This window comes from Ruegeria sp. J8 (assembly GCF_056531925.1).
Genome location: NZ_JBQFMR010000001.1, coordinates 461,266 through 481,672, shown reverse-complemented (window position 1 = coordinate 481,672; position 20,407 = coordinate 461,266). Strand labels below are relative to the sequence as shown.

The window sequence follows — 20,407 nt, the reverse complement described above, 5'->3', positions numbered from 1 at the left end:
AGCTAAACTAGGTCGTTCATTCCAGTTCGACCAGTAGGTCCTTAGCGTCAATCTGACCGCCTGGCTGGACATGGACGGCCTTCACCACAGCGTCGCGTTCGGCATGGATGCCGGTTTCCATCTTCATCGCTTCGATGGTGAGCAGTAGATCGCCTTCTTTTACCTCCTGACCTGAAGTCACGCTGACAGTGGCCACAACACCGGGCATCGGAGCGCCCACGTGGTTTGGGTTGCCCGCTTCGGCCTTGGGGCGAGCCTGTGTGGACGCGGTCACCAACCGGTTTGGCACGCGGATGACGCGGGGTTGCCCGTTGAGTTCGAAGAAGACTTTGACCTCGCCGTTCTCATCTGTCTCGCCAATGGCCTGACACCGGATTTCCAGCGTCTTTCCGGGGTCGATCTCGGCTGTGATTTCTTCACCCGGATTCATACCATAGAAGAAGGTGCGGGTAGGCAGAGTACGGACTGGACCATATGTGCGGTGGCGGCCCATGTAATCCAGGAAGACCTTGGGATACATCAGGTAGCCGTTCAGGTCCTCGTCGTCGACCTCTTTGCCATCCAACTGCTTGGACAGATCTGCGCGGGTGGCTTCCAGATCGACCGCAGGCACGTCCTTGCCGGGGCGCTGGGTGTTGGGCGATTCGTCCTTTAGCACCTTCTTGATGATCGTGTCCGGGAACCCGCCCGGAGGCTGGCCCAGATTGCCGCGCATCATGTCCACGACCGAGTCGGGGAAGGCCACATCCGTATCCGCGCTTTCCACGTCAGCACGGGTCAGGCCCTGGCTGACCATCATCAGCGCCATGTCGCCAACCACCTTGGACGAGGGCGTCACCTTGACGATATCGCCGAACATCTGGTTCACGTCGGCATACATTTGGGCGACCTCGTGCCAGCGTTCCTCCAGCCCCAAGCTGCGCGCCTGCGCTTTGAGGTTGGTGAACTGACCGCCGGGCATTTCGTGCAGGTAGACCTCGGAGGCTGGGGCCTGCAGGCTGGATTCGAAGGCGGCGTATTGGCCGCGCACCGCCTCGAAGTAATCGCTGATTTCGCGGATGGCTTTGATGTCCAGACCGGTATCACGCTCGGTATGGCGCAGCGCTTCGACCACGGTACCCAGCGTCGCTTGCGAGGTGTTGCCCGAGAAACTGTCCATCGCGCAATCCACCGCGTCCACGCCCGCCTCGGACGCGGCCAGAATGGTGGCGCTTGCGATGCCAGCAGTGTCGTGCGTGTGGAAGTGGATCGGCAAACCGACCTCTTCTTTCAGCGCGCGGATCAGGATTTTGGCCGAGGCCGGTTTCAGCAGACCCGCCATATCTTTCAGGCCAAGGATATGAGCACCTGCATCGCGCAGCTCTTTCGCCATGCCGACATAGTATTTCAGGTCATACTTCGAGCGATCCGGGTCTAGAATATCACCGGTATAACAAACGGTGCCCTCACAGATCTTTCCGTTCTCAACGACTGCATCCATCGCCACGCGCATATTCTCGACCCAGTTCAGCGAGTCGAACACGCGGAACACGTCGATATTCTGCGACGCCTGACGGACGAATTCCTGCACCACGTTGTCGGGGTAGTTGGTGTAGCCAACACCGTTCGCGCCGCGCAGCAGCATCTGGGTCATCAGGTTCGGCATCGCTTCGCGCAGGTCGCGCAGGCGCTGCCACGGGCATTCCTGCAAGAAGCGGTAGGCTACATCAAAGGTCGCACCGCCCCAGCATTCGACTGAGAACAACTGCGGCAGGTTCGCAGCATAGGTCGGGGCCACTTTGATCATATCGATCGAGCGCATCCGGGTGGCCAACAGCGACTGATGCCCGTCACGCATGGTGGTGTCGGTGATCAGCAGCTGGCGCTGCGCTTTCATCCAGTCGGCAACAGCCTGCGGACCTTTCTGTTCCAGCAGGTTGCGGGTGCCCATCTTGGGCTCACCCTTCAACGCAGGTGGGCGCGCGTCTTTCAGATCGGCGCGTGGCATTGGGCGGTCTTTGGTTTCCGGATGCCCGTTAACGGTGATATCCGCGATATAGGTCAGAACCTTGGTGCCCCGGTCACGGCGTTTCTTGAAGGTGAACAGGTCTGGTGTTTCGTCGATGAATTTGGTGGTGTATTCATTCGACAGGAAGGTCGGGTGTTTCAGCAGATTCTCGACAAACGCAATATTGGTCGAAACACCGCGCACCCGGAATTCGCGCAGCGCGCGGTCCATCCGCGCAATTGCTTTCTCGGGCGTTGGCGCCCAGGCAGTAACCTTGGTCAGCAGCGAGTCATAATACCGCGTGATCACCCCGCCCGCATAGGCCGTGCCGCCATCCAGCCGGATGCCCATACCAGTGGCCGAGCGATAGGCAGTGATGCGGCCATAATCCGGGATAAAGTTGTTCAGCGGATCTTCGGTCGTTACGCGCGTTTGCAGGGCGTGACCGTTCAGTTGTACCTCATCTTGGTTGGCTTTGCCGGTGGCTTCGGCCAGTGTCTTGCCCTCTGCGATCAGGATCTGAGCCTGGACGATGTCGATGCCGGTGACTTCTTCGGTGACAGTGTGTTCGACCTGTACGCGCGGATTCACCTCGATGAAGTAGAACTTGCCGGTATTCATATCCATCAGGAATTCAACCGTGCCCGCGCATTCATAGTTTACATGAGCGCAGATGCGGCGACCCAGCTCGCAGATTTCCGCACGTTGTTCTTCACTCAGATACGGGGCAGGGGCGCGTTCCACGACCTTCTGGTTGCGGCGCTGAACTGAACAGTCACGTTCGTATAGGTGATAAATCTCGCCATGCTTGTCGCCCAGTATCTGAACTTCGACGTGGCGGGCGCGGGTGATCATCTTTTCCAGATACCCCTCGCCATTGCCAAAGGCGGCTTCGGCTTCGCGGCGGCCTTCCAGAACCTTTTCTTCCAACTCGTCTTCCGAGTTGATGGGGCGCATCCCGCGTCCACCGCCGCCCCAGCTGGCTTTCAGCATCAACGGGTACCCGATCTCGGCGGCTTCGGCTTTGATCGCGGCCATATCGTCGCCCAGAACTTCCGTGGCGGGGATAACCGGCACGTCAGCGGCGATGGCAACCTTGCGGGCACTCGCTTTGTCACCAAGGGCGCGCATGGTTTCAGCCTTGGGGCCGATGAAAGTGATGCCGTTCTGCACGCAGGCATCCACGAAGTCCGGATTTTCCGACAGAAGCCCATAGCCGGGGTGGATCGCGTCTGCACCGCATTCCTTGGCAACGCGGATGATTTCGTCAATGCTGAGGTAAGCAGCAACCGGGCCCAGCCCCTCGCCAATGCGATAGGCCTCATCCGCCTTGAAGCGATGCAAGCCCAGCTTGTCTTCTTCTGCAAAGACGGCAACGGTGCGTTTGCCCATCTCATTGGCTGCGCGCATTACGCGAATGGCAATCTCGCCCCTGTTGGCAATCAGGATCTTTTTGAAGTCGGTCATTGTCTGTCCCGGTCTTTGTGGTTTGGCCGTGTTGATAGGCGGACAATACGTGCGCGTATATCAGTCGTTCTGGGTAGAACCGGCATGTTAACGCTCGCAAACGCCCTTTTGTGGCGCTTTCTTCATACACATGCTGCGGTGCAGCATCAATCCAACGTTAAAATTGGTGGGATTTCTTCCAGCGTTCGGGCTCCTAGTTGTCCCATATTGGCCTTCAGATCCTGTCGTAATATGTCGATGACATGCGCTGGTCCCGCAGCACCCAGCGCGGCCAGGGCATACATAAAGCCCCGTCCCAACATGACAAAATCCGCTCCGGAGGCGCGCGCACGCAAGATATCGAGGCCGCCTTCAACGCCGCTGTCGAAGATTAGCGGCAGGTCGGTTGCCGCGCGGATGGTGGGCAGCACGTCTATTCCGGCTGGCGCGCCATCAAATTGCCGCCCCCCGTGATTCGAGACCCACAACGCGTCCACCCCCGCTTGCTTCAACGGCTCGGCATCTTCGGGGCGCATCACGCCCTTGACGATCAGCGGCCCGTCCCACGCATCGCGCAGCCAGTGCACATATTCCATGTCCGGCGAAGTTCTGAGTAGGTAACCCACATGCGCCGTCGGAGGCAGGTTGCTTGAGTTGTCGGTATATTTGTCCAAAGTCCGCATACGCGGAGGCCCGCTGCGTGCCATGGCCATGGCCCAAGCCGGGCGTTGTGCGATCTGAGCCAGTAGCTTTGGTGTAAGCTTCGGCGGATTGGTCAGCCCGGAGCGTGTCTGCCGTTCGCGTCTGGACGCAACCGGAACATCTGCGGTCAGTACAAGGGTTGAGAACCCGGCTTGCCGAACCCGGTCCAACAGGTCGCGCCGGATATCCGGGTCTTTTGGCGGATACAGTTGAAACCACGCGTCATTGCCCAGATGCGGGGCGACATCCTCGGGGCTTTGGGCGGCGACATTCGACAGCGTGAAGGGCAGTCCGGCTGCTGCGGCTGCACGGGCCAGCAGTCCCTCGGCGTCCGGCCAGATCAGTCCCGCCATCCCAATAGGCGCGACGCCAACAGGCATAGGATAGGTGCGACCCAGAAATTCCACCTGTGTGTCGCATTCGATTGGGCCGTGCAGGATCGAAGGTGCGAACCCCAGGCGATCTAATCCGACACGATTCCTGCGCAGGGTCGCTTCGACTCCCGTGCCACTGTCCAGATATTCCCATACGAAATGAGGGATACGACGCTGCGCACGGCGTTTCAGGTCGGCTATGCCGGGGTAGAGGCTGTGTAAATCCATGCCGTTTGATCTGACCAAACGGGCGATTCGGCAAGGATTTTAAGGTTTTGCTTTGCCCAAAGCGGTTTTCACGGGACGAAGAGCTTCTGGTGCGTTCTGCGCATCGCCGGCCACCTGCACCTGATTGCGCCCTTTATCCTTGGCCGCGTATAGGGCGTCGTCCGCCGCGCGCATCAGATCCTGCGGCATTGCCCCATGGGCCGGATAGTGGGCCACGCCAACCGAAATCGTGATGCGCGGCAACGCCTTTTCACCGTAGCGAACCGTGACCGCCTCGACCGCCTGACGCAAGTGTTCTGCGCGGGTTACCGTATCCTCTGGGCGATTGTCCGGCAGGATCAACATGAATTCCTCTCCTCCGATCCGGCAGGCGACCTCGTCCCGGTCGCATCCTTGCTCCAGCGCCGAGCCAACCGCCCGCAAAACCATGTCACCCGCATCATGCCCATGGGTGTCGTTAAACTTCTTGAAATGGTCCACATCCACTGCAATCAAGCTCAGCGGGGCACCGGTCTGTTGGCTGCGGTTGATGGATTTGCGCAAAGTCTCTGTCATGTGTCTGCGATTGAAAAGCCCGGTCAGCGGGTCGCGGACAGATTGGTCATGCAGTTGATCACGCATCCGCACGTTGGCAATCGCCATACTGATCTGTTCGGCGCAAAGTTGAGCCAATTTCTTGCTGGAATGGAAGCAATCTTTACGCCCCTCCAACGCTCGCAAGTGCAGCAATCCGACAGTTTCGCCATGTGCGAGGATCGGAAAGCAGAAATACGGGCGACCATCATGCGGTTCGGCGTGCTCGCAGACGAAATCAATTTCGGACGCGCCGAACTCATAGGTGCGGCCGCGCCGCAGGCCCCAACAGCCCTCGGGATGAATATGCGCCTTATGCTCTGCCCCGTTCCAACTGGCGCAGCCATCCAGCACATCGCGGGAGTTCGAATAGACATATACGCTCCCCTCGGCCTCGGGCAGGATATGCGTCATAAACCGTGAAACCATGTCGAAAAGCTCATCCAGAGATTGGCTGGATTGCAGCCACTCGTTCAATTCGCCCAATAACCGAACTTCGCGGGCCAGCCGGAGTTGTTCATCCATCAATTGGCGCTCTTTCACCGCACGCCCGCGCAAGCTACGCATCTGTCGGCGGTTGCTGCGATAGACAACCAGCGTCACGATACTGAAGGCCAGAAGCGCAACAGCACTTAGAATGAAAAGCGACAAGCGAACACGATCAATGAACAGATTTCGAACATCGGTGATGTCGGAATAGAACTCGATCGCACCAAGAAACACGCCGTCGCGGATGATCGGCGTATAGATTTCGGCCACATGACGGGTTTCAGGACCCGAGGCGTGAATGGCCGTTCCTTCATAGTCGTCGACTTCGGTCAAAGGTTTTTCTTCGTGTTTGTAGTAGATATTTCCCTGCCGGATAACGGATTGAAAATAGGGCTTGGAATTCACGGTCCCCACATCCGCAGACCGGGTCGACCAGAACACGCGGCCATCCGCATTGAACAATTTAAACCGGTAGATGTCCGAAGTCGCTGGCAACAGCTCCAGAAATTCCTGATCATGAGTTCCGATAAATCCCGTCTGGAACGTGGCTTCCACATTCTCAAGATGCGAGGTGACCTGTTTACCCAGTTGCGTTGCTTCTTTGCGCAGGTCTGCTTCCAGCATCCGATCTACGACCGGCGTTGGCACCGCATAGATTCCCCAGCCGGACACCGCGGTCAGAGCCAGCAGTGTCAATATGATGGCGGCCATTTTCAAGCGGGATGCCCCGGTTGTTTCTGTATTGGTTTCCATTTTCGCGCTCCCACTTCTTTGGCTGGAAGCATCAGGTGCAAGCTTTGACGGAAGGTTAACTTTTGTCTGCGCAAATCAGAGGAGTTGATTAGAATTGATTGGAACCTTCTACAAAACTCTTTGCGAACAAGGGGTGAACAAACTCTTTCCCTCGGGACTGATCCGGCGTAGTTTGCGGGTATGAGCAGTTCCGACGAAATGGACGCCTTCGAGGGCGCATCCCTGTCCGCGCGCGCGATGGCTGCGCGACCTTCCCCCTATCTGGACGATTTGAACCCCGCGCAGCGCGAGGCGGTGGAGCGTTTGGACGGTCCAGTTCTGATGTTGGCCGGGGCGGGAACGGGTAAAACCAAAGCGCTGACAGCGCGGATCGCGCATCTGCTCAGCACCGGGCGAGCCCGCCCGAATGAGATTCTGTCGGTGACATTCACGAACAAGGCCGCGCGCGAAATGAAAAACCGTGTGGGTCGATTGTTGGGCCAGCCGGCCGAGGGAATGCCTTGGCTGGGTACCTTCCACTCAATTTGCGTCAAGCTGCTGCGCCGACATGCGGAATTGGTTGGAGATGGTCAGGTGCTTCCGGCCGCAGACAAATCTGATGGGCTTGTCGATCCATTGGGGATGCAAGAAGCCTCAAACTATGATGTTGGACCAGTTCCTCGTCCACAAGAGCAAGTTTCCGATCGAGCGCTTCACTTGAAATCGAACTTCACCATTCTGGACACCGACGACCAGTTGCGTCTTCTCAAGCAATTGATTCAGGCAGCAAATATTGACGACAAGCGCTGGCCGGCGCGTATGTTGGCCGGAATTATCGACGATTGGAAGAACCGCGCATTGACACCCGACAAAGTGCCCGCTGCAGATGCCGGAGCGTATAACAACAAAGGCATTGAGCTCTACGCCGCGTATCAGCGCCGACTGCTGGAGCTGAACGCCGTCGACTTCGGCGACCTGTTGCTGCACATGGTCACGATCTTTCAGCAGCACGAGGATGTGTTGAAACAGTACCAACGCTGGTTCCGATACATCCTCGTGGACGAATATCAGGACACCAACGTCGCTCAATATCTGTGGCTACGACTGCTGGCCGGGGGGCACAAGAATATCTGTTGCGTGGGCGATGATGACCAGTCGATCTATGGCTGGCGCGGGGCCGAGGTGGGTAACATCTTGCGGTTCGAAAAGGACTTTCCCGGCGCGTTTGTGGTGCGGCTAGAGCAGAATTACCGCTCGACCCCGCATATTCTGGCTGCCGCCTCGAACGTCATTCGCGGCAATGAAAACCGTTTGGGTAAAGAGCTTTGGACGGATGCAGAAGACGGTCACAAGGTCAACCTGATCGGCCATTGGGATGGCGAGGAAGAGGCGCGCTGGATTGGTGAGGAAATCGACGCGCTGCAGGGTGGCACGCGTGGGATTCGTCCGATGAATCTGGATGAAATCGCCATCCTTGTTCGCGCCTCGCACCAGATGCGCGCGTTCGAGGATCGGTTTCTGACCATCGGGTTGCCTTACAAGGTGATCGGTGGCCCTCGGTTCTATGAGCGGATGGAGATACGCGATGCCATGGCCTATTTCCGGCTTGTGGTCAGCCCCGGCGACGATCTGGCGTTCGAGCGGATCGTGAACACGCCCAAACGTGGTTTGGGCGACAAGGCGCAGCAGACGATCCAGATGACCGCGCGCGAAAATGGCGTGTCGCTGGTCGATGGGGCGCGGATTGCGGTCGACAATGGGCTGATCAAGGGCAAAGGCGGCAAGGCGCTGCGCGAATTGATCGAGGGGCTGGCGCGTTGGAATGCGATGACGCGCGGGCCGCGGATCGAGGTCGAGGATGACTCGGTCATCGACGACGGTGCTCCGCTGCGGTTTGGTGAGCCCGAGGTCTCGCATATCGAACTGGCGCAAATCGTGTTGGACGAATCCGGCTATACGGCCCATTGGCAGAATGAAAAGACGCCCGAGGCACCGGGGCGGTTGGAAAACCTCAAGGAACTGGTCAACCAGTTGGACAATTTCGAGAACCTGCAGGGGTTCTTGGAGCATGTCAGTCTGGTCATGGACAATGAGCAGGACGGCGACGGGGCCAAAGTCTCGATCATGACGCTGCACGCGGCCAAGGGTTTGGAGTTTCCAGCCGTGTTCCTGCCGGGGTGGGAGGATGGTCTGTTCCCCTCGCAGCGATCGATGGACGAATCCGGCCTAAAGGGTTTGGAGGAAGAGCGACGTCTGGCCTATGTGGGCATCACGCGCGCTGAAGAGGTCTGTACGATTTCCTTCGCGGCCAATAGGCGGGTGTTCGGGCAGTGGCAGAATGCGATGCCATCGCGCTTCATCGACGAATTGCCCGAGGATCATGTGGAAGTGTTGACGCCTCCGGGGCTTTATGGCGGTGCTCAACCGGCAGCGACCATTGAAACACGCGCGGTAAAGGCGGATGTCTACAACTCACCGGGGTGGAAGCGGATGCAGGCGCGGCAGGGGCAATATGGGATGTCGCAGCCCCGCGAAAGCCGCAATACGGTGATTGATGCGACCGCAGTGGCCAGTTTCACTCTGGGTGAGCGGGTTTTTCACCAGAAATTCGGCTACGGCGCGGTGATCGGTATCGAGGGCGACAAGGTCGAGGTCGATTTCGACAAGGCAGGCGTCAAAAAAGTAGTTGCGCGTTTCCTGACCGCCAAGGACGACGTGCCGTTTTAGCGGTCACAATCCGTCAACCAGAACTAAATTGGCTGAGGCTGTATTCTGCCTGATTTTGGCCAGCTCGATATAGTCGGGGTCGTCTTTCCATGCCTTTGCGGCTTCGAGACTGGGGAACTCCATCAGAACGATCCCATCTTTTTCCCAAACGCCTTCGATCACTTCGACCGGTTTTGACGAGACCGTCAGCAGGCGCCCTCCGTGTCGATCAAAGATGGGCATGAAGCTTTCCAGATATTTCTGATACCCGTCGGGATCGTGGATCGATATCTGAGCGATGAAATACGCGGCCATGGAATGCTCCTGAACTAAGCCAACACTCCACCACCATACAAAATGGGCCGAAAAAAGAAAAACGGCGGTTCCCAGGGAGGAGGAGGGGAACCGCCGTTCTTTGCAACATCAGGGCAGGGAGGAGGAGAGCCCTGATGTATCTGAACCCGGGTCTGATCCCGGTATGTCTAAGTCGCGGCGACACCAGGGAGGAGGAGAGGTGTCGCCGCGCGCTTTCAACATCAGGGCAGGGAGGAGGAGAGCCCTGATGTATCTTCGTCCGGGTCTGATCCCGGTATGTTTAAGTCGCGGCGACGTCAGGGAGGAGGAGAGACGTCGCCGCGCGCTTTCAACACCGGGAAAGGGAGGAGGAGAACCCGGTGTATCGCGTTCCGGCGTTCAGGGCCGGTATAATCTGCGGCGACATCAGGGAGGAGGAGAGATGCCGCCGCTGAAATACAGGTCCTAAAGGGAGGAGGAAGGACCTGATCTCGGTATATGGTTGCGCTTAAGTGCGCGCGAATTGCTCTTCGGCCGCTTGCAGCGCAAGGCGCCGGATCATCGAGCGGTGCAGGCCCAAATCAGCCAGCTCTCGGTTCGACAATTCGGACAGTTCATTCACTGTCCGACGGTAGACGCGATAGCGCGCGAACCGGATCTTTGCCGCGTCGATCAATGAAGCCATGCCGGTTGCCGGTGAACTTTTGAGCGCGGTTTGATGTGTTGCTGCGGCCATGAGTAAAACCTGTGTGTTTCCGTGTTGCCGGGCGTTCCGGCGTTTGCTTGAGATTGAAAATAGGCAAATGCTGCGATTGCACAATGGTTCGCGTCGTCAATGCCGCTATGCAGCAAATGCATGGATATCAACCGGTTGGCGTTTTAGGGAAGAAAGTGCCTTAAAAATAAAGGTTTTCAGCTTTTACACTTTTCGGAAGAAATGTCAGCTTGATCCTTGATGCGGGTTTTCTGCGAAATCTTTGTGCGGAGTTTCCGAAATTTGTGCATCCGTTTAGCGATGCTTTTGTAGTCGCGCTGCTGAACTATTGCCCCAGAAGGGCATGGGAATTCATGGGCGAAGCGTTGTTTGCCCAACGGATCTTATGGAAAGCCTGCGATTCATCGCCATCGATTCGTCCCGAAAATCTGTTGCCTAAATGCCGATTTCCTTGAATTCCTGCTTGATAGGAAAGTTTTTTGGGAATTAATGGGAATTCAGGGAAATGCGCTGGAATGTATATATATTGGCGTTTCATGGGTAATTCTAACAACATATTGTGGTTACATCTTTTGTTTGATCTCGAATTTTGAGGTTTGACTTTAGAATCACCAATATTACAGAGAAATTTTTCATTGCTTTCCATAAATTCCCATGGCATCCCTTATTTATCCGATGAGGACGAGGCATATGGGGCACCAAACGACCCCGAACCAATAAAATACAGGTTTCATACAGGCATCTCGCTTTCATCATTCAAGAGATCCGGCGCGCGGGCGAGCAGACATCCCCCCAGGTGGCGCGCGCAGCTGGACTTCCCGCTCAGCGGGCCAATGCGGCGGGTTGATCAGTGGCAGCAGATCAACCCGCCGTTTTTCATCCGGGGGGAACGCGAAGTTCAAGTGGGGCGCAAGCGAAAGGGACAGTCGTCTTGGCGCGCAGGTTTAGAGGTGAAAGCCACCACAAGGTGGATACGAAAGGCAGGGTCTCGATCCCGGCCTCGTTTCGCCGCGTGCTTGAATCCTCTGATCCGAACTGGCAGCCCGGTGACACACCTGAGCTGGTGATCGTCTACGGCGACCATCGCCGCAAATTTCTGGAATGCTATACAATGCAGGCGATCGACGAGGTCGATGCCAAGATCGACGCTTTGCCGCGCGGGTCGATGCAGCGGAAGATGTTGCAGCGCATGTTCCACGGGCAGTCCTTTCCAACAACCGTGGATGAAACCGGACGTCTGGTGCTGCCGGCCAAGCTGCGCAGCAAAATCGGTCTCGAGGGCGAGGCCTTCTTTATCGCCGCGGGCGATACATTCCAAATCTGGAAGCCGGAAACATACGAATCCGAGGAACTCGCCGCCGCCGAAGAGTGGTTGGATGATCAGCCGGACGATTTCGATCCGCTGGAATTCCTAGACGGCGCCGGGGACGCGTAACGGCATGGCCGGCGCTACTCCCTCGTCCGAGAAGCCTCATATCCCTGTTCTGTTGCGCCCATTGCTGGCGGCTGTGGCTCCTGTTTCGGGCGTCTGGCTGGATGGGACGTTCGGTGCGGGTGGCTATACGCGCGGTCTGCTGGACGCCGGGGCTGACAAGGTCATCGGCGTTGATCGTGATTCGCTGGCCTTTGAGATGGCAGCCGAATGGGCGGGCGACTATGGTGACCGGCTGGTGATGCAGGCCGGTGTATTCTCGCGCATGGACGAATATGCGCAGGATCTGGATGGCGTCGTGCTGGATTTGGGCGTGTCTTCCATGCAGTTGGATATGGCCGAGCGGGGCTTTTCCTTCATGAAGGACGGCCCTCTGGACATGCGGATGAGCCAGGAGGGCGAAAGCGCTGCAGATCTGGTCAATACCGCAACCGAAGCGCAACTGGCCGATATTCTGTTCCATTATGGCGAAGAACGCGCCAGCCGCCGCATTGCCAAGGCCATTGTCAAGGCGCGTACGGAGGAGGCGATCACGACGACCCTTCGTTTGGCCGAGATCATCGAATCCTGCCTGCCGCGCCCCAAGCCGGGGCAGTCGCACCCGGCGACGCGCAGCTTTCAGGGGCTGCGGATCGCGGTGAATGCAGAATACGAGGAACTGTTTCAAGGCCTCATGGCTGCCGAGCGGGCGTTAAAGCCCGGCGGGCAGCTGGCCGTGGTGACGTTTCATTCCATCGAAGATCGCATGGTCAAACGGTTCTTTCAGTCGCGGGCGGGTAAAACCGGGCGCGCCAACCGCTATGCGCCCGAGATGGAACAGGAGCTGCCGCAATTCACGCTGAAAACGCGCAAGGCGGTGGGGCCGGACGAGCAGGAATTGCAAGAAAATCCGCGCGCGCGTTCGGCCAAGCTGCGCGTGGCGGTACGGACTGAGGCTCCGGCGGGGGAAATTGAAGCCCGCGCCATTGGGATGCCGCAACTTGGGGGAAAGGCAAAATGAAAAGCATATTGTATGTATTGACCGCACTTTCGGTTTTTGGGCTGGCCTTGTGGGCATATCAGGAAAATTACCGCACCCAGCAGGTGGTGAAGGAAACGCAGAAATTGCAGCGTGAAATCGGTATGGCGCAGGTACGTCTGGCGGTGTTGAACGCCGAATGGGCCTATCTAAACCGTCCGGACCGCCTTCGCGAACTGGCTGACTTGAACTTTGAGCGCTTGGGCCTGTTGCCCTTGCGTGCCGAGCAGTTTGGGCGCGCCGACCAGGTCTCCTACGCCGAAGACCCGGACTTGCCGGGTGTTGATCCTTTTGAGTTGGAAGCGATCACCAATATTCAGGCACTGGGCGAGGTGCAGATTCCATGACACGTACGCCCCTCCGTCCTCTGGCCCGTATTCTCGACGCCCGCGCCAAGGGTGAGAACCCCAAAGCCATCGAACGCGAGAATATCCGCCAGCGTCACGAAGACATGAAAGACCGCGCCCGTGCGCGGGCCGAAGGGCGCCTTTTGGTGCTGGGTCTGTTCTTTTTCTGCGCCTTTTCGGTCGTTGGTTTTCGCATGGGGATGCTCGCCACCTCCGAGGCGCAGGAACCGCTGGCCAGTGCCCCCGGTGCTGCAATTGCTATGCAGCGCGCCAATATCGTTGACCGTGAAGGGCGCATTCTGGCGACCAATCTGGACACCTATTCTGTCTATGCCCAGCCGCCTTTGATGATTGACCCGGTGGCGGCTGCGGACCAGTTAGTGGCGATTTTTCCTGATCTGGAAAAAGAACGCCTGATCAAGGACTTCACAGGCGACCGTAAATTCCTGTGGATTAAGAAACGGATCTCGCCCGAGCAGAAACAGGCTGTGCATGACATCGGCGATCCTGGTATCCTGTTCGGCCCGCGTGAGATGCGGCTTTATCCAAACGGTAAGCTGGCCGCGCATATTCTGGGTGGCTCGGGCTTTGGGCGCGAAGGCGTAAGCGCCGCCGAGGTGATCGGTGTGGCTGGTGTCGAGAAACAATTCGACGACTATCTGCGCAACCCTGCCAATGGCAACAAGCCGCTGCAACTGTCGCTGGACCTGACGGTACAGGCGGCGGTCGAACAGGTTCTGTATGGCGGCATGAAGATCATGAACGCCAAGGGCGCGTCCGCCGTTCTGATGAACGCTCATACGGGCGAGGTCGTCTCAGCTGCATCGCTACCGTCTTTTGATCCCAATGACCGACCGCGCCCGCCGACCTCGGGGTTCGATCCTTCGGACAGTCCGCTGTTCAACCGCTATGTGCAGGGCGTGTACGAGCTGGGCTCGGTCTTCAAGATTTTCACGGCGGCTCAGGCGGTGCAGCTTGGCTTGGTGAATTCCAACACGATCATCGACACGTCCGGACCAATGCGGATCGGGCGGTTCCCGATTGGCGAGTTCAACGGCAAGAACTATGGGGAGATCAGCGTTGCGGATGTGATCGTCCACAGCTCGAACCGGGGCACGGGACGGCTGGCTTTGCAGATCGGCGCGCAGCGGCAGCAACAGTTCCTCAAGGCGCTGGGCATGTTCGAGCCCACCCCGTTTGAGATTGTCGAGGCCGCAGGTGGCGAACCGCTGAAACCCAAGAAATGGGGCGAACTTAGCACTGTGACCATTTCCTATGGCCACGGGTTGTCGACGAGCCCGATGCATCTGGCGGCGGGTTATGCGGCAATTGCCAATGGCGGGCACTATGTCAGCCCGACGATCTTGCGGCGCAATGGGCCTCAGTACGGTCCGCGCATTATGTCTGACAGTGCGGCGCGCCAGGCGCAGCAGATGTTGCGCAAGGTGGTCACAGATGGCACCGCCAGCTTTGGCGATGTGGCTGGTTATGACGTTGCGGGTAAGACAGGCACCGCCGATAAGCCCAAACCGCGCGGTGGGTACTACGATGACAAAGTGATCTCGACCTTTGCGACGATCTTTCCAGCTTATGATCCGAAATACGTGCTGATCGTCACGCTGGATGAACCTTCAATCGTGGCATACGGCGAGAAGCGCCGTACGGCAGGGTGGACAGCCGTTCCGGTTGCTGCGGAACTGATCGGACGTGTCGCCCCCTTGCTGGGCCTTCGTCCCCGGCTTGAGCCTGAGGCGCGCGCTGCTATAACGCTCACCTCAAATTAGACCGTCCGGCAAAGGGTAGGGCATGGGCACAAGAACAAAAACACTCAGCCAACTGGCCCTGACCGCACGCGGAGGCGCGAATCCCGAAATCACCGGTCTGGCCGTAGACAGCCGCGAGGTGCAGGAGGGCTTTCTGTTCGCTGCCTTGCCGGGCACGCGGGTCCATGGCGGAGAGTTCATCCAATACGCCCTGCGCATGGGCGCGGCAGCGATCCTGACGGATGCCGAAGGGGCCGAGATTGCAGCCGATGAACTGGCCGCATCAGATGCGGCTTTGGTTGTGGTTGAAGACCCGCGTCAGGCGCTGGCTGGATGTGCGGCGCTGTGGTTCGGCGCGCAGCCGCAGACCATTGTGGCCGTAACTGGAACCAATGGGAAAACCTCGGTCGCCACATTCGTGCGCCAAATCTGGATGGAACTGGGCCACGCCGCCGTCAACTTGGGCACCACCGGGGTCGAGGGCGCATGGACCGCCCCGCTAGCCCACACCACGCCCGAGCCGATCACCCTGCATCGCTGTCTAGCTGAGGCGGCCGCAAATGGCGTGACCCACGCCGCGATGGAGGCGTCCTCGCACGGGTTAGAACAGCGCCGTCTGGACGGAGTGCATCTAGTGGCTGCAGGGTTCTCGAACTTCACGCAGGACCATCTGGACTATCACGAAACGTTCGAGGCGTATTTCGCCGCCAAGGCTGGTCTCTTCGACCGGGTGCTGCCGCAAGACGGCACCGTCGTGATCAATATGAGTGACCCCAAGGGGGCCGAAGTTCGCAAGATCACCAAGGCGCGCGGACAGGAGGTTCTGACCGTTGGGCTGGGCGATGCAGATCTGTGCCTGATGAACCAGCGTTTTGACGCGACCGGGCAGGATTTGCGGTTCTCATGGCAAGGCAAAGTGTTCCAAACTCGCTTGAACCTGATCGGAGGGTTCCAGGCTGAAAATATCCTGCTGGCCTGTGGTCTGGTGATCGCGGGCGGCGAGGACCCTGAGCGCGTTTTTGAAACTTTGCCGCATCTGACAACCGTGCGGGGCCGGATGCAACTTGCGGCGACGCGCCACAATGGAGCGGCGGTGTTCGTCGACTATGCCCATACGCCTGACGCTGTGGCCACTGCGCTCAAGGCGTTGCGCCCGCATGTGATGGGGCGGTTGATTGCCATCGTTGGCGCAGGTGGCGATCGCGATGCGACCAAGCGACCTTTGATGGGGCAAGCGGCTGCAAACCATGCCGACGTGGTTTTTGTCACCGATGACAACCCCCGCAGCGAGGATCCGGCCGCCATACGCGCCGCCGTTTTGTTGGGCGCGCCTGAGGCGGCTGAGGTGGGCGACCGGGCCGAGGCAATTTTGCGCGGCGTAGACGCGTTGCAACCGGGGGATGCTTTGTTGATTGCGGGCAAAGGGCATGAAACCGGCCAGATTGTCGGCGATCAGGTTCTGCCCTTTGACGATGTGGAACAGGCCAGCATCAGCGTGGCCGCGCTGGACGGGAGGGTGGCATGACGCTCTGGACTGCGGCTGAGGCCGCTGATGCTACAGACGGGCGCGTCACCTGTGACTGGTCTGTGAACGGCGTGTCGATTGACACCCGAACCTTGCAACCCGGCGACCTGTTCGTGGCGCTAAAGGCGGCACGGGACGGGCATGACTTCGTGGCGCAGGCGTTGGAAAAGGGGGCAGGGGCGGCTTTGGTGTCCCGCATCCCCGATGGCGTGGCCGCGGATGCGCCGTTGCTGATCGTCGACGATGTACAGGCCGGGTTGGAGGCGTTGGGCCGGGCAGGCCGCGCACGCACCGATGCGCGCGTGGTGGGTGTGACGGGCAGTGTGGGCAAGACTTCGACCAAGGAAATGCTGGCCAATATTTTGGAAACGCAGGGCAAAACCCACGCCAGCGTCGCCAGCTACAACAACCATTGGGGCGTGCCGCTGACCTTGGCGCGGATGCCGCGCGACACCGAATTTGCAGTGATTGAGATCGGCATGAACCATCCCGGAGAGATTGCGCCTCTGGCCCTACAGGCCCGCCCACATGTGGCGCTGGTGACGACCGTGGCGGCCGTGCATCTTGAAGCGTTCGACTCGGTGGCCGGTATCGCCCATGAAAAAGCTGCGATCTTTGAAGGGCTGGAACCCGGTGGGGCAGCCATCGTGAATGCTGATATTGAACATGCGGGTATCTTGCGTGAGACAGCACAAAGCTGTGGTGCCGGCATTGTGGAATTTGGGCGCGCGGCGGCAGACTACATTCTCACGGATGTTGAGCAGAGCGCAGACTCCGTTCACGCGACGGCTCAGGTGGGCGGTGACGCCGTCCGTTTCGACGTGCAATCGGCGGGCACGCATTTTGCGATGAATGCCCTGGGTGCTCTGGCGGCCTGCGTCGAGATGGGGGTCGATCTGGACAAGGCGATTGCCGGTCTGCGCCGCTGGTCCCCAGTCAAAGGCCGTGGCGTGCGCGAGCAAATCGCGTTGGCTGGTGGTGGTCAGATTGAGCTGCTGGACGACAGCTACAACGCCAACCCGACCTCGATGGCAGCGGCGTTGGACGTTTTGGCAGCCGCCGAAGGTTCCCGCCGCATCGCGTTTCTGGGTGACATGAAAGAGCTGGGTGCGCAGGAATTGCCAATGCACGCGGCTATGGCAGATGTTGCGGCGATGGCCAAGGTCGATCAAGTGCATTGCATTGGTCCGCTGATGAAATCGTTGCACGACGCGCTGCCCGACGACAAGCGCGGGCTTTGGACGGAAACAAGCGCCGAGATGGCCAACAAGCTGCCTGACCTGATCCGGTCGGGGGATGTAGTTCTGGCCAAGGGCTCGCTGAGTATGGCATTGGCACGGATTGTTGACGGGCTGCGTGAAATGGGGCAAGGGAACGCGCTTGAGCCATGATCGCCTCATCAGAAAGGTACTAGGATGCTCTATTGGTTGACCGGCCTATCGGATGGCGGGGATTTCTTTAACCTCTTTCGCTATATCACCTTCCGTGCGGGTGGTGCCTTTATGACAGCGCTGATCTTTGGGTTTATCTTCGGCAAACCGCTGATCAATGTGCTGCGTCGCAAGCAGGGCAAGGGTCAGCCGATCCGTGACGATGGTCCCGAGGGACATTTTTCCAAGGCGGGAACGCCAACGATGGGGGGCTTGCTGATCGTGGGTGCTCTGGTCACGTCGACGCTGGTCTGGGCGCGGTGGGACAACCCCTATGTTTGGATGGTTTTGTTCGTGACTTTGGCATATGCGGTGATTGGCTTTGCGGATGATTACGCCAAGGTCTCCAAACAGAACACCAAGGGCGTATCAGGGAAGATGCGCTTGGCTTTGGGCGTGTTGATTGCAGTGCTGGCCTCGGTCTGGGCAACGCTGCACCACCCAGAGGCGTTACAGAACCAATTGGCGGTGCCGGTGTTCAAGGATACGCTGGTTAATCTGGGTATTTTCTATATCCCGTTTGCGATTGTTGTGATCGTGGGGGCTGCGAATGCGGTGAACCTAACCGACGGGCTGGACGGGTTGGCGATTATGCCTGCGATGATTGCAGCCTCGACTTTGGGTGTGATTGCCTATGCGGTTGGGCGGGTCGACTTTACCGAATATCTGGACGTGCATTATGTGCCGGGGACTGGCGAGATTTTTATCTTTACCTCGGCGCTCTTCGGCGCGGGACTTGGGTTCCTGTGGTACAATGCACCCCCGGCGGCGGTGTTCATGGGCGACACGGGGTCGTTGGCCTTGGGCGGTGCTTTGGGGGCGATAGCAGTGGCCACGAAGCACGAACTGGTGCTGGCTGTTGTTGGCGGCCTGTTCGTGGTCGAGGCGCTGAGTGTTATCATTCAGGTGCTGTATTTCAAACGGACTGGGCGACGGGTGTTCCTGATGGCGCCGATCCATCATCACTATGAGAAAAAAGGCTGGGCTGAGCCGACGATTGTGATCCGGTTCTGGATCATCTCGCTGATCCTGGCGATGATCGGGTTGGCGACGCTGAAGGTCCGGTAACGCTCCCGCCTGGTTCGGAGGGCCTGCGGCCCGCCTGCCACCAGTTGGGCCCGGCTCGCGCTGACGCGCGAGCCTTTTGCGTCTCTTGCCAATGCTGGTTTCTTCTGCGCAGTGTGGCGGCGCATTTGGCGGCAGAAGAAGGTGGGCGGCATGATCCCGGTCAAAGGGTGTTCAGGACAAAAAATTGCAGTTCTGGGGCTAGGGCGATCCGGGTTGGCGACCGCGCGGGCCCTGCTGGCCGGCAAGGCTGAACCGATTTGTTGGGATGACAACCCAGCAGCCCGAGAAAAGGCCGAAGCCGAGGGGTTCACTTGCGCTGATCTGCGGCGGCAAGGTGCGTTTGACGATATCGTGAGCCTGATCGTTTCCCCCGGCATTCCGCATCTCTACCCTGAGCCGAACCCGGTTGTTGCGGCGGCATTGGAGGCCGGAGTGCCGGTGGACAATGATATCGGTCTGTTTTTTCGGTCTTTCGCCGGGCCGGAGTGGAACAATTACGACATCCCTCCGCGGGTCATAGCGGTCACCGGGTCGAACGGTAAATCAACGACCGCCGCGCTGATCCATCATATTCTGACTGCGGCCGGGCGAGAAACGCAACTGGCGGGCAATATCGGGCGCGGTGTGCTGGATATCGAGCCGGGGGGCGATGGCTCGGTCGTCGTGCTGGAACTGTCGAGCTATCAGACCGAACTGGCGCGTGCGCTGACGCCGGATGTGGCGGTTTTTACCAACCTGTCGCCCGATCATCTTGATCGGCATGGCGGGATGGGCGGCTATTTCGCGGCCAAGCGCCGCCTGTTCGCCGAAGGCGGGCCCGACCGCGCGGTGATCGGAGTGGATGAGAAAGAAGGTGCGTTTCTGGCAGGCCAACTGGCCGAGGGGCCCGCGGATGACCGGGTCATGCGGATTTCGGTCACGCGCAAGCTGACGGGGCCGGGGTGGCAGGTTTTTGCGCGCAAGGGGTTTCTTTCGGAATACCGCAAAGGCCGCCAAACCGGCGCGATTGACCTGCGTGAGATCAAGGGTCTGCCGGGTGCCCATAACCATCAAAACGCCTGTGCCGCCTATGCAGCGTGCCGCGCGTTGGGGCTGGCCCCGCGCGTGATCGAAGATGCGCTACACAGCTATCCGGGCTTGCCGCATCGTAGTCAGATCATCGCCGAAGCGAATGGTGTGACCTATGTGAACGACTCGAAGGCCACCAATGTGGACAGTGCGCTCAAGGCGTTGCGCGCGTTCAAGAAGATTCGCTGGATTTGCGGCGGGCTTGAGAAGGAGGGCGGGCTCGATGCCCTGAACGGCGCGAAAGACCATGTTGTCAAAGCCTACGTCATCGGGCGTGAGGCTGCTGGTTTTGCCATGCAGCTTGAGACTGTGGCGCAGGTTTGCACCACCATGGGCGCAGCCGTGGCGCAGGCCTTCGCCGATGCCCAACCGGGTGAGACGGTCTTGTTGGCCCCGGCGGCGGCCAGCTTCGACCAATATGACAATTTTGAACAACGAGGTGACGACTTCACGGCAGAGGTGCAGAAGCGGCTGGCGGACTAAGGATTTGCAATAGACCGCCGGTTGCGC

Annotated in this window: 15 protein-coding genes; 9 read left to right on the top strand and 6 right to left on the bottom strand. The window is 59.0% G+C overall.

Translation table 11 applies throughout. The annotated features are described in order from the left end of the window. Window positions 1-16: 16 nt before the first annotated feature. The 3 genes from ACR0L1_RS02190 to ACR0L1_RS02180 form a co-directional block, all read right to left on the bottom strand. Window positions 17-3,454, bottom strand: coding sequence for a pyruvate carboxylase (locus tag ACR0L1_RS02190; RefSeq protein WP_480503177.1), 3,438 nt, complete (start codon window positions 3,452-3,454; stop codon window positions 17-19). A 146-nt stretch (window positions 3,455-3,600) separates the two neighbouring features. Next, window positions 3,601-4,737: an alpha-hydroxy acid oxidase gene (locus tag ACR0L1_RS02185; protein ID WP_480856916.1), complete on the bottom strand. Its 1,137-nt coding sequence runs from the start codon at window positions 4,735-4,737 to the stop codon at window positions 3,601-3,603. A gap of 39 nt (window positions 4,738-4,776) precedes the next feature. Beyond that, window positions 4,777-6,552, bottom strand: coding sequence for a sensor domain-containing diguanylate cyclase (locus ACR0L1_RS02180; protein ID WP_480856914.1), 1,776 nt, complete (start codon window positions 6,550-6,552; stop codon window positions 4,777-4,779). Between the two features lie 180 nt (window positions 6,553-6,732). Here ACR0L1_RS02180 and ACR0L1_RS02175 point away from each other — a divergent pair, with 180 nt between their 5' ends. Continuing rightward, on the top strand, window positions 6,733-9,258 hold the full coding sequence (locus tag ACR0L1_RS02175; protein WP_480503174.1) for an ATP-dependent helicase: 2,526 nt from the start codon (window positions 6,733-6,735) through the stop codon (window positions 9,256-9,258). Window positions 9,259-9,261: 3 nt separating this feature from the next. On the opposite strand, the gene ACR0L1_RS02170 is transcribed toward ACR0L1_RS02175, so the two are convergent. The 3 genes from ACR0L1_RS02170 to ACR0L1_RS02160 all read right to left on the bottom strand — a co-directional run bounded on the left by ACR0L1_RS02170 (window position 9,262) and on the right by ACR0L1_RS02160 (window position 10,907). Beyond that, window positions 9,262-9,552, bottom strand: coding sequence for a DUF1330 domain-containing protein (locus ACR0L1_RS02170; protein ID WP_480856912.1), 291 nt, complete (start codon window positions 9,550-9,552; stop codon window positions 9,262-9,264). A 487-nt stretch (window positions 9,553-10,039) separates the two neighbouring features. After that, window positions 10,040-10,267 carry a DUF1127 domain-containing protein gene (locus ACR0L1_RS02165; RefSeq protein WP_170769200.1) on the bottom strand — a complete coding sequence of 76 codons (228 nt, stop codon included), beginning with the start codon at window positions 10,265-10,267 and terminating at the stop codon, window positions 10,040-10,042. A gap of 304 nt (window positions 10,268-10,571) precedes the next feature. After that, window positions 10,572-10,907 carry a hypothetical protein gene (locus ACR0L1_RS02160; RefSeq protein ID WP_480856910.1) on the bottom strand — a complete coding sequence of 112 codons (336 nt, stop codon included), beginning with the start codon at window positions 10,905-10,907 and terminating at the stop codon, window positions 10,572-10,574. A gap of 270 nt (window positions 10,908-11,177) precedes the next feature. Between ACR0L1_RS02160 and mraZ the strand changes: the two genes are divergently transcribed. From mraZ to murD, 8 genes are all read left to right on the top strand, one after another. After that, the gene (mraZ, locus tag ACR0L1_RS02155) at window positions 11,178-11,681 is read left to right on the top strand and encodes a division/cell wall cluster transcriptional repressor MraZ (RefSeq protein ID WP_170769201.1); all 504 of its coding nucleotides are present in this window, start codon (window positions 11,178-11,180) and stop codon (window positions 11,679-11,681) included. Window positions 11,682-11,685: 4 nt separating this feature from the next. Then, complete coding sequence (rsmH, locus tag ACR0L1_RS02150) at window positions 11,686-12,678, top strand: 16S rRNA (cytosine(1402)-N(4))-methyltransferase RsmH (RefSeq protein WP_480503171.1); 993 nt, start codon at window positions 11,686-11,688, stop codon at window positions 12,676-12,678. Beyond that, window positions 12,675-13,043: a cell division protein FtsL gene (ftsL, locus tag ACR0L1_RS02145; RefSeq protein WP_170769203.1), complete on the top strand. Its 369-nt coding sequence runs from the start codon at window positions 12,675-12,677 to the stop codon at window positions 13,041-13,043. Before rsmH ends, ftsL begins: the two co-directional genes overlap by 4 nt. Continuing rightward, on the top strand, window positions 13,040-14,827 hold the full coding sequence (locus tag ACR0L1_RS02140; RefSeq protein WP_480503169.1) for a peptidoglycan D,D-transpeptidase FtsI family protein: 1,788 nt from the start codon (window positions 13,040-13,042) through the stop codon (window positions 14,825-14,827). The genes ftsL and ACR0L1_RS02140 overlap by 4 nt, the downstream gene beginning before the upstream one ends. Window positions 14,828-14,849: 22 nt before the next feature. Further along, window positions 14,850-16,331 (top strand): UDP-N-acetylmuramoyl-L-alanyl-D-glutamate--2,6-diaminopimelate ligase, encoded by a 1,482-nt coding sequence (locus ACR0L1_RS02135; RefSeq protein WP_480856907.1) that lies wholly within the window; start codon window positions 14,850-14,852, stop codon window positions 16,329-16,331. After that, on the top strand, window positions 16,328-17,722 hold the full coding sequence (locus tag ACR0L1_RS02130) for a UDP-N-acetylmuramoyl-tripeptide--D-alanyl-D-alanine ligase (RefSeq protein ID WP_480856906.1): 1,395 nt from the start codon (window positions 16,328-16,330) through the stop codon (window positions 17,720-17,722). Before ACR0L1_RS02135 ends, ACR0L1_RS02130 begins: the two co-directional genes overlap by 4 nt. 24 nt (window positions 17,723-17,746) lie before the next feature. Beyond that, window positions 17,747-18,829, top strand: coding sequence for a phospho-N-acetylmuramoyl-pentapeptide-transferase (gene mraY, locus ACR0L1_RS02125; RefSeq protein WP_480503166.1), 1,083 nt, complete (start codon window positions 17,747-17,749; stop codon window positions 18,827-18,829). 150 nt (window positions 18,830-18,979) lie between these two features. Beyond that, window positions 18,980-20,380 carry a UDP-N-acetylmuramoyl-L-alanine--D-glutamate ligase gene (gene murD / locus ACR0L1_RS02120; RefSeq protein ID WP_480856904.1) on the top strand — a complete coding sequence of 467 codons (1,401 nt, stop codon included), beginning with the start codon at window positions 18,980-18,982 and terminating at the stop codon, window positions 20,378-20,380. Window positions 20,381-20,407 lie beyond the last annotated feature (27 nt).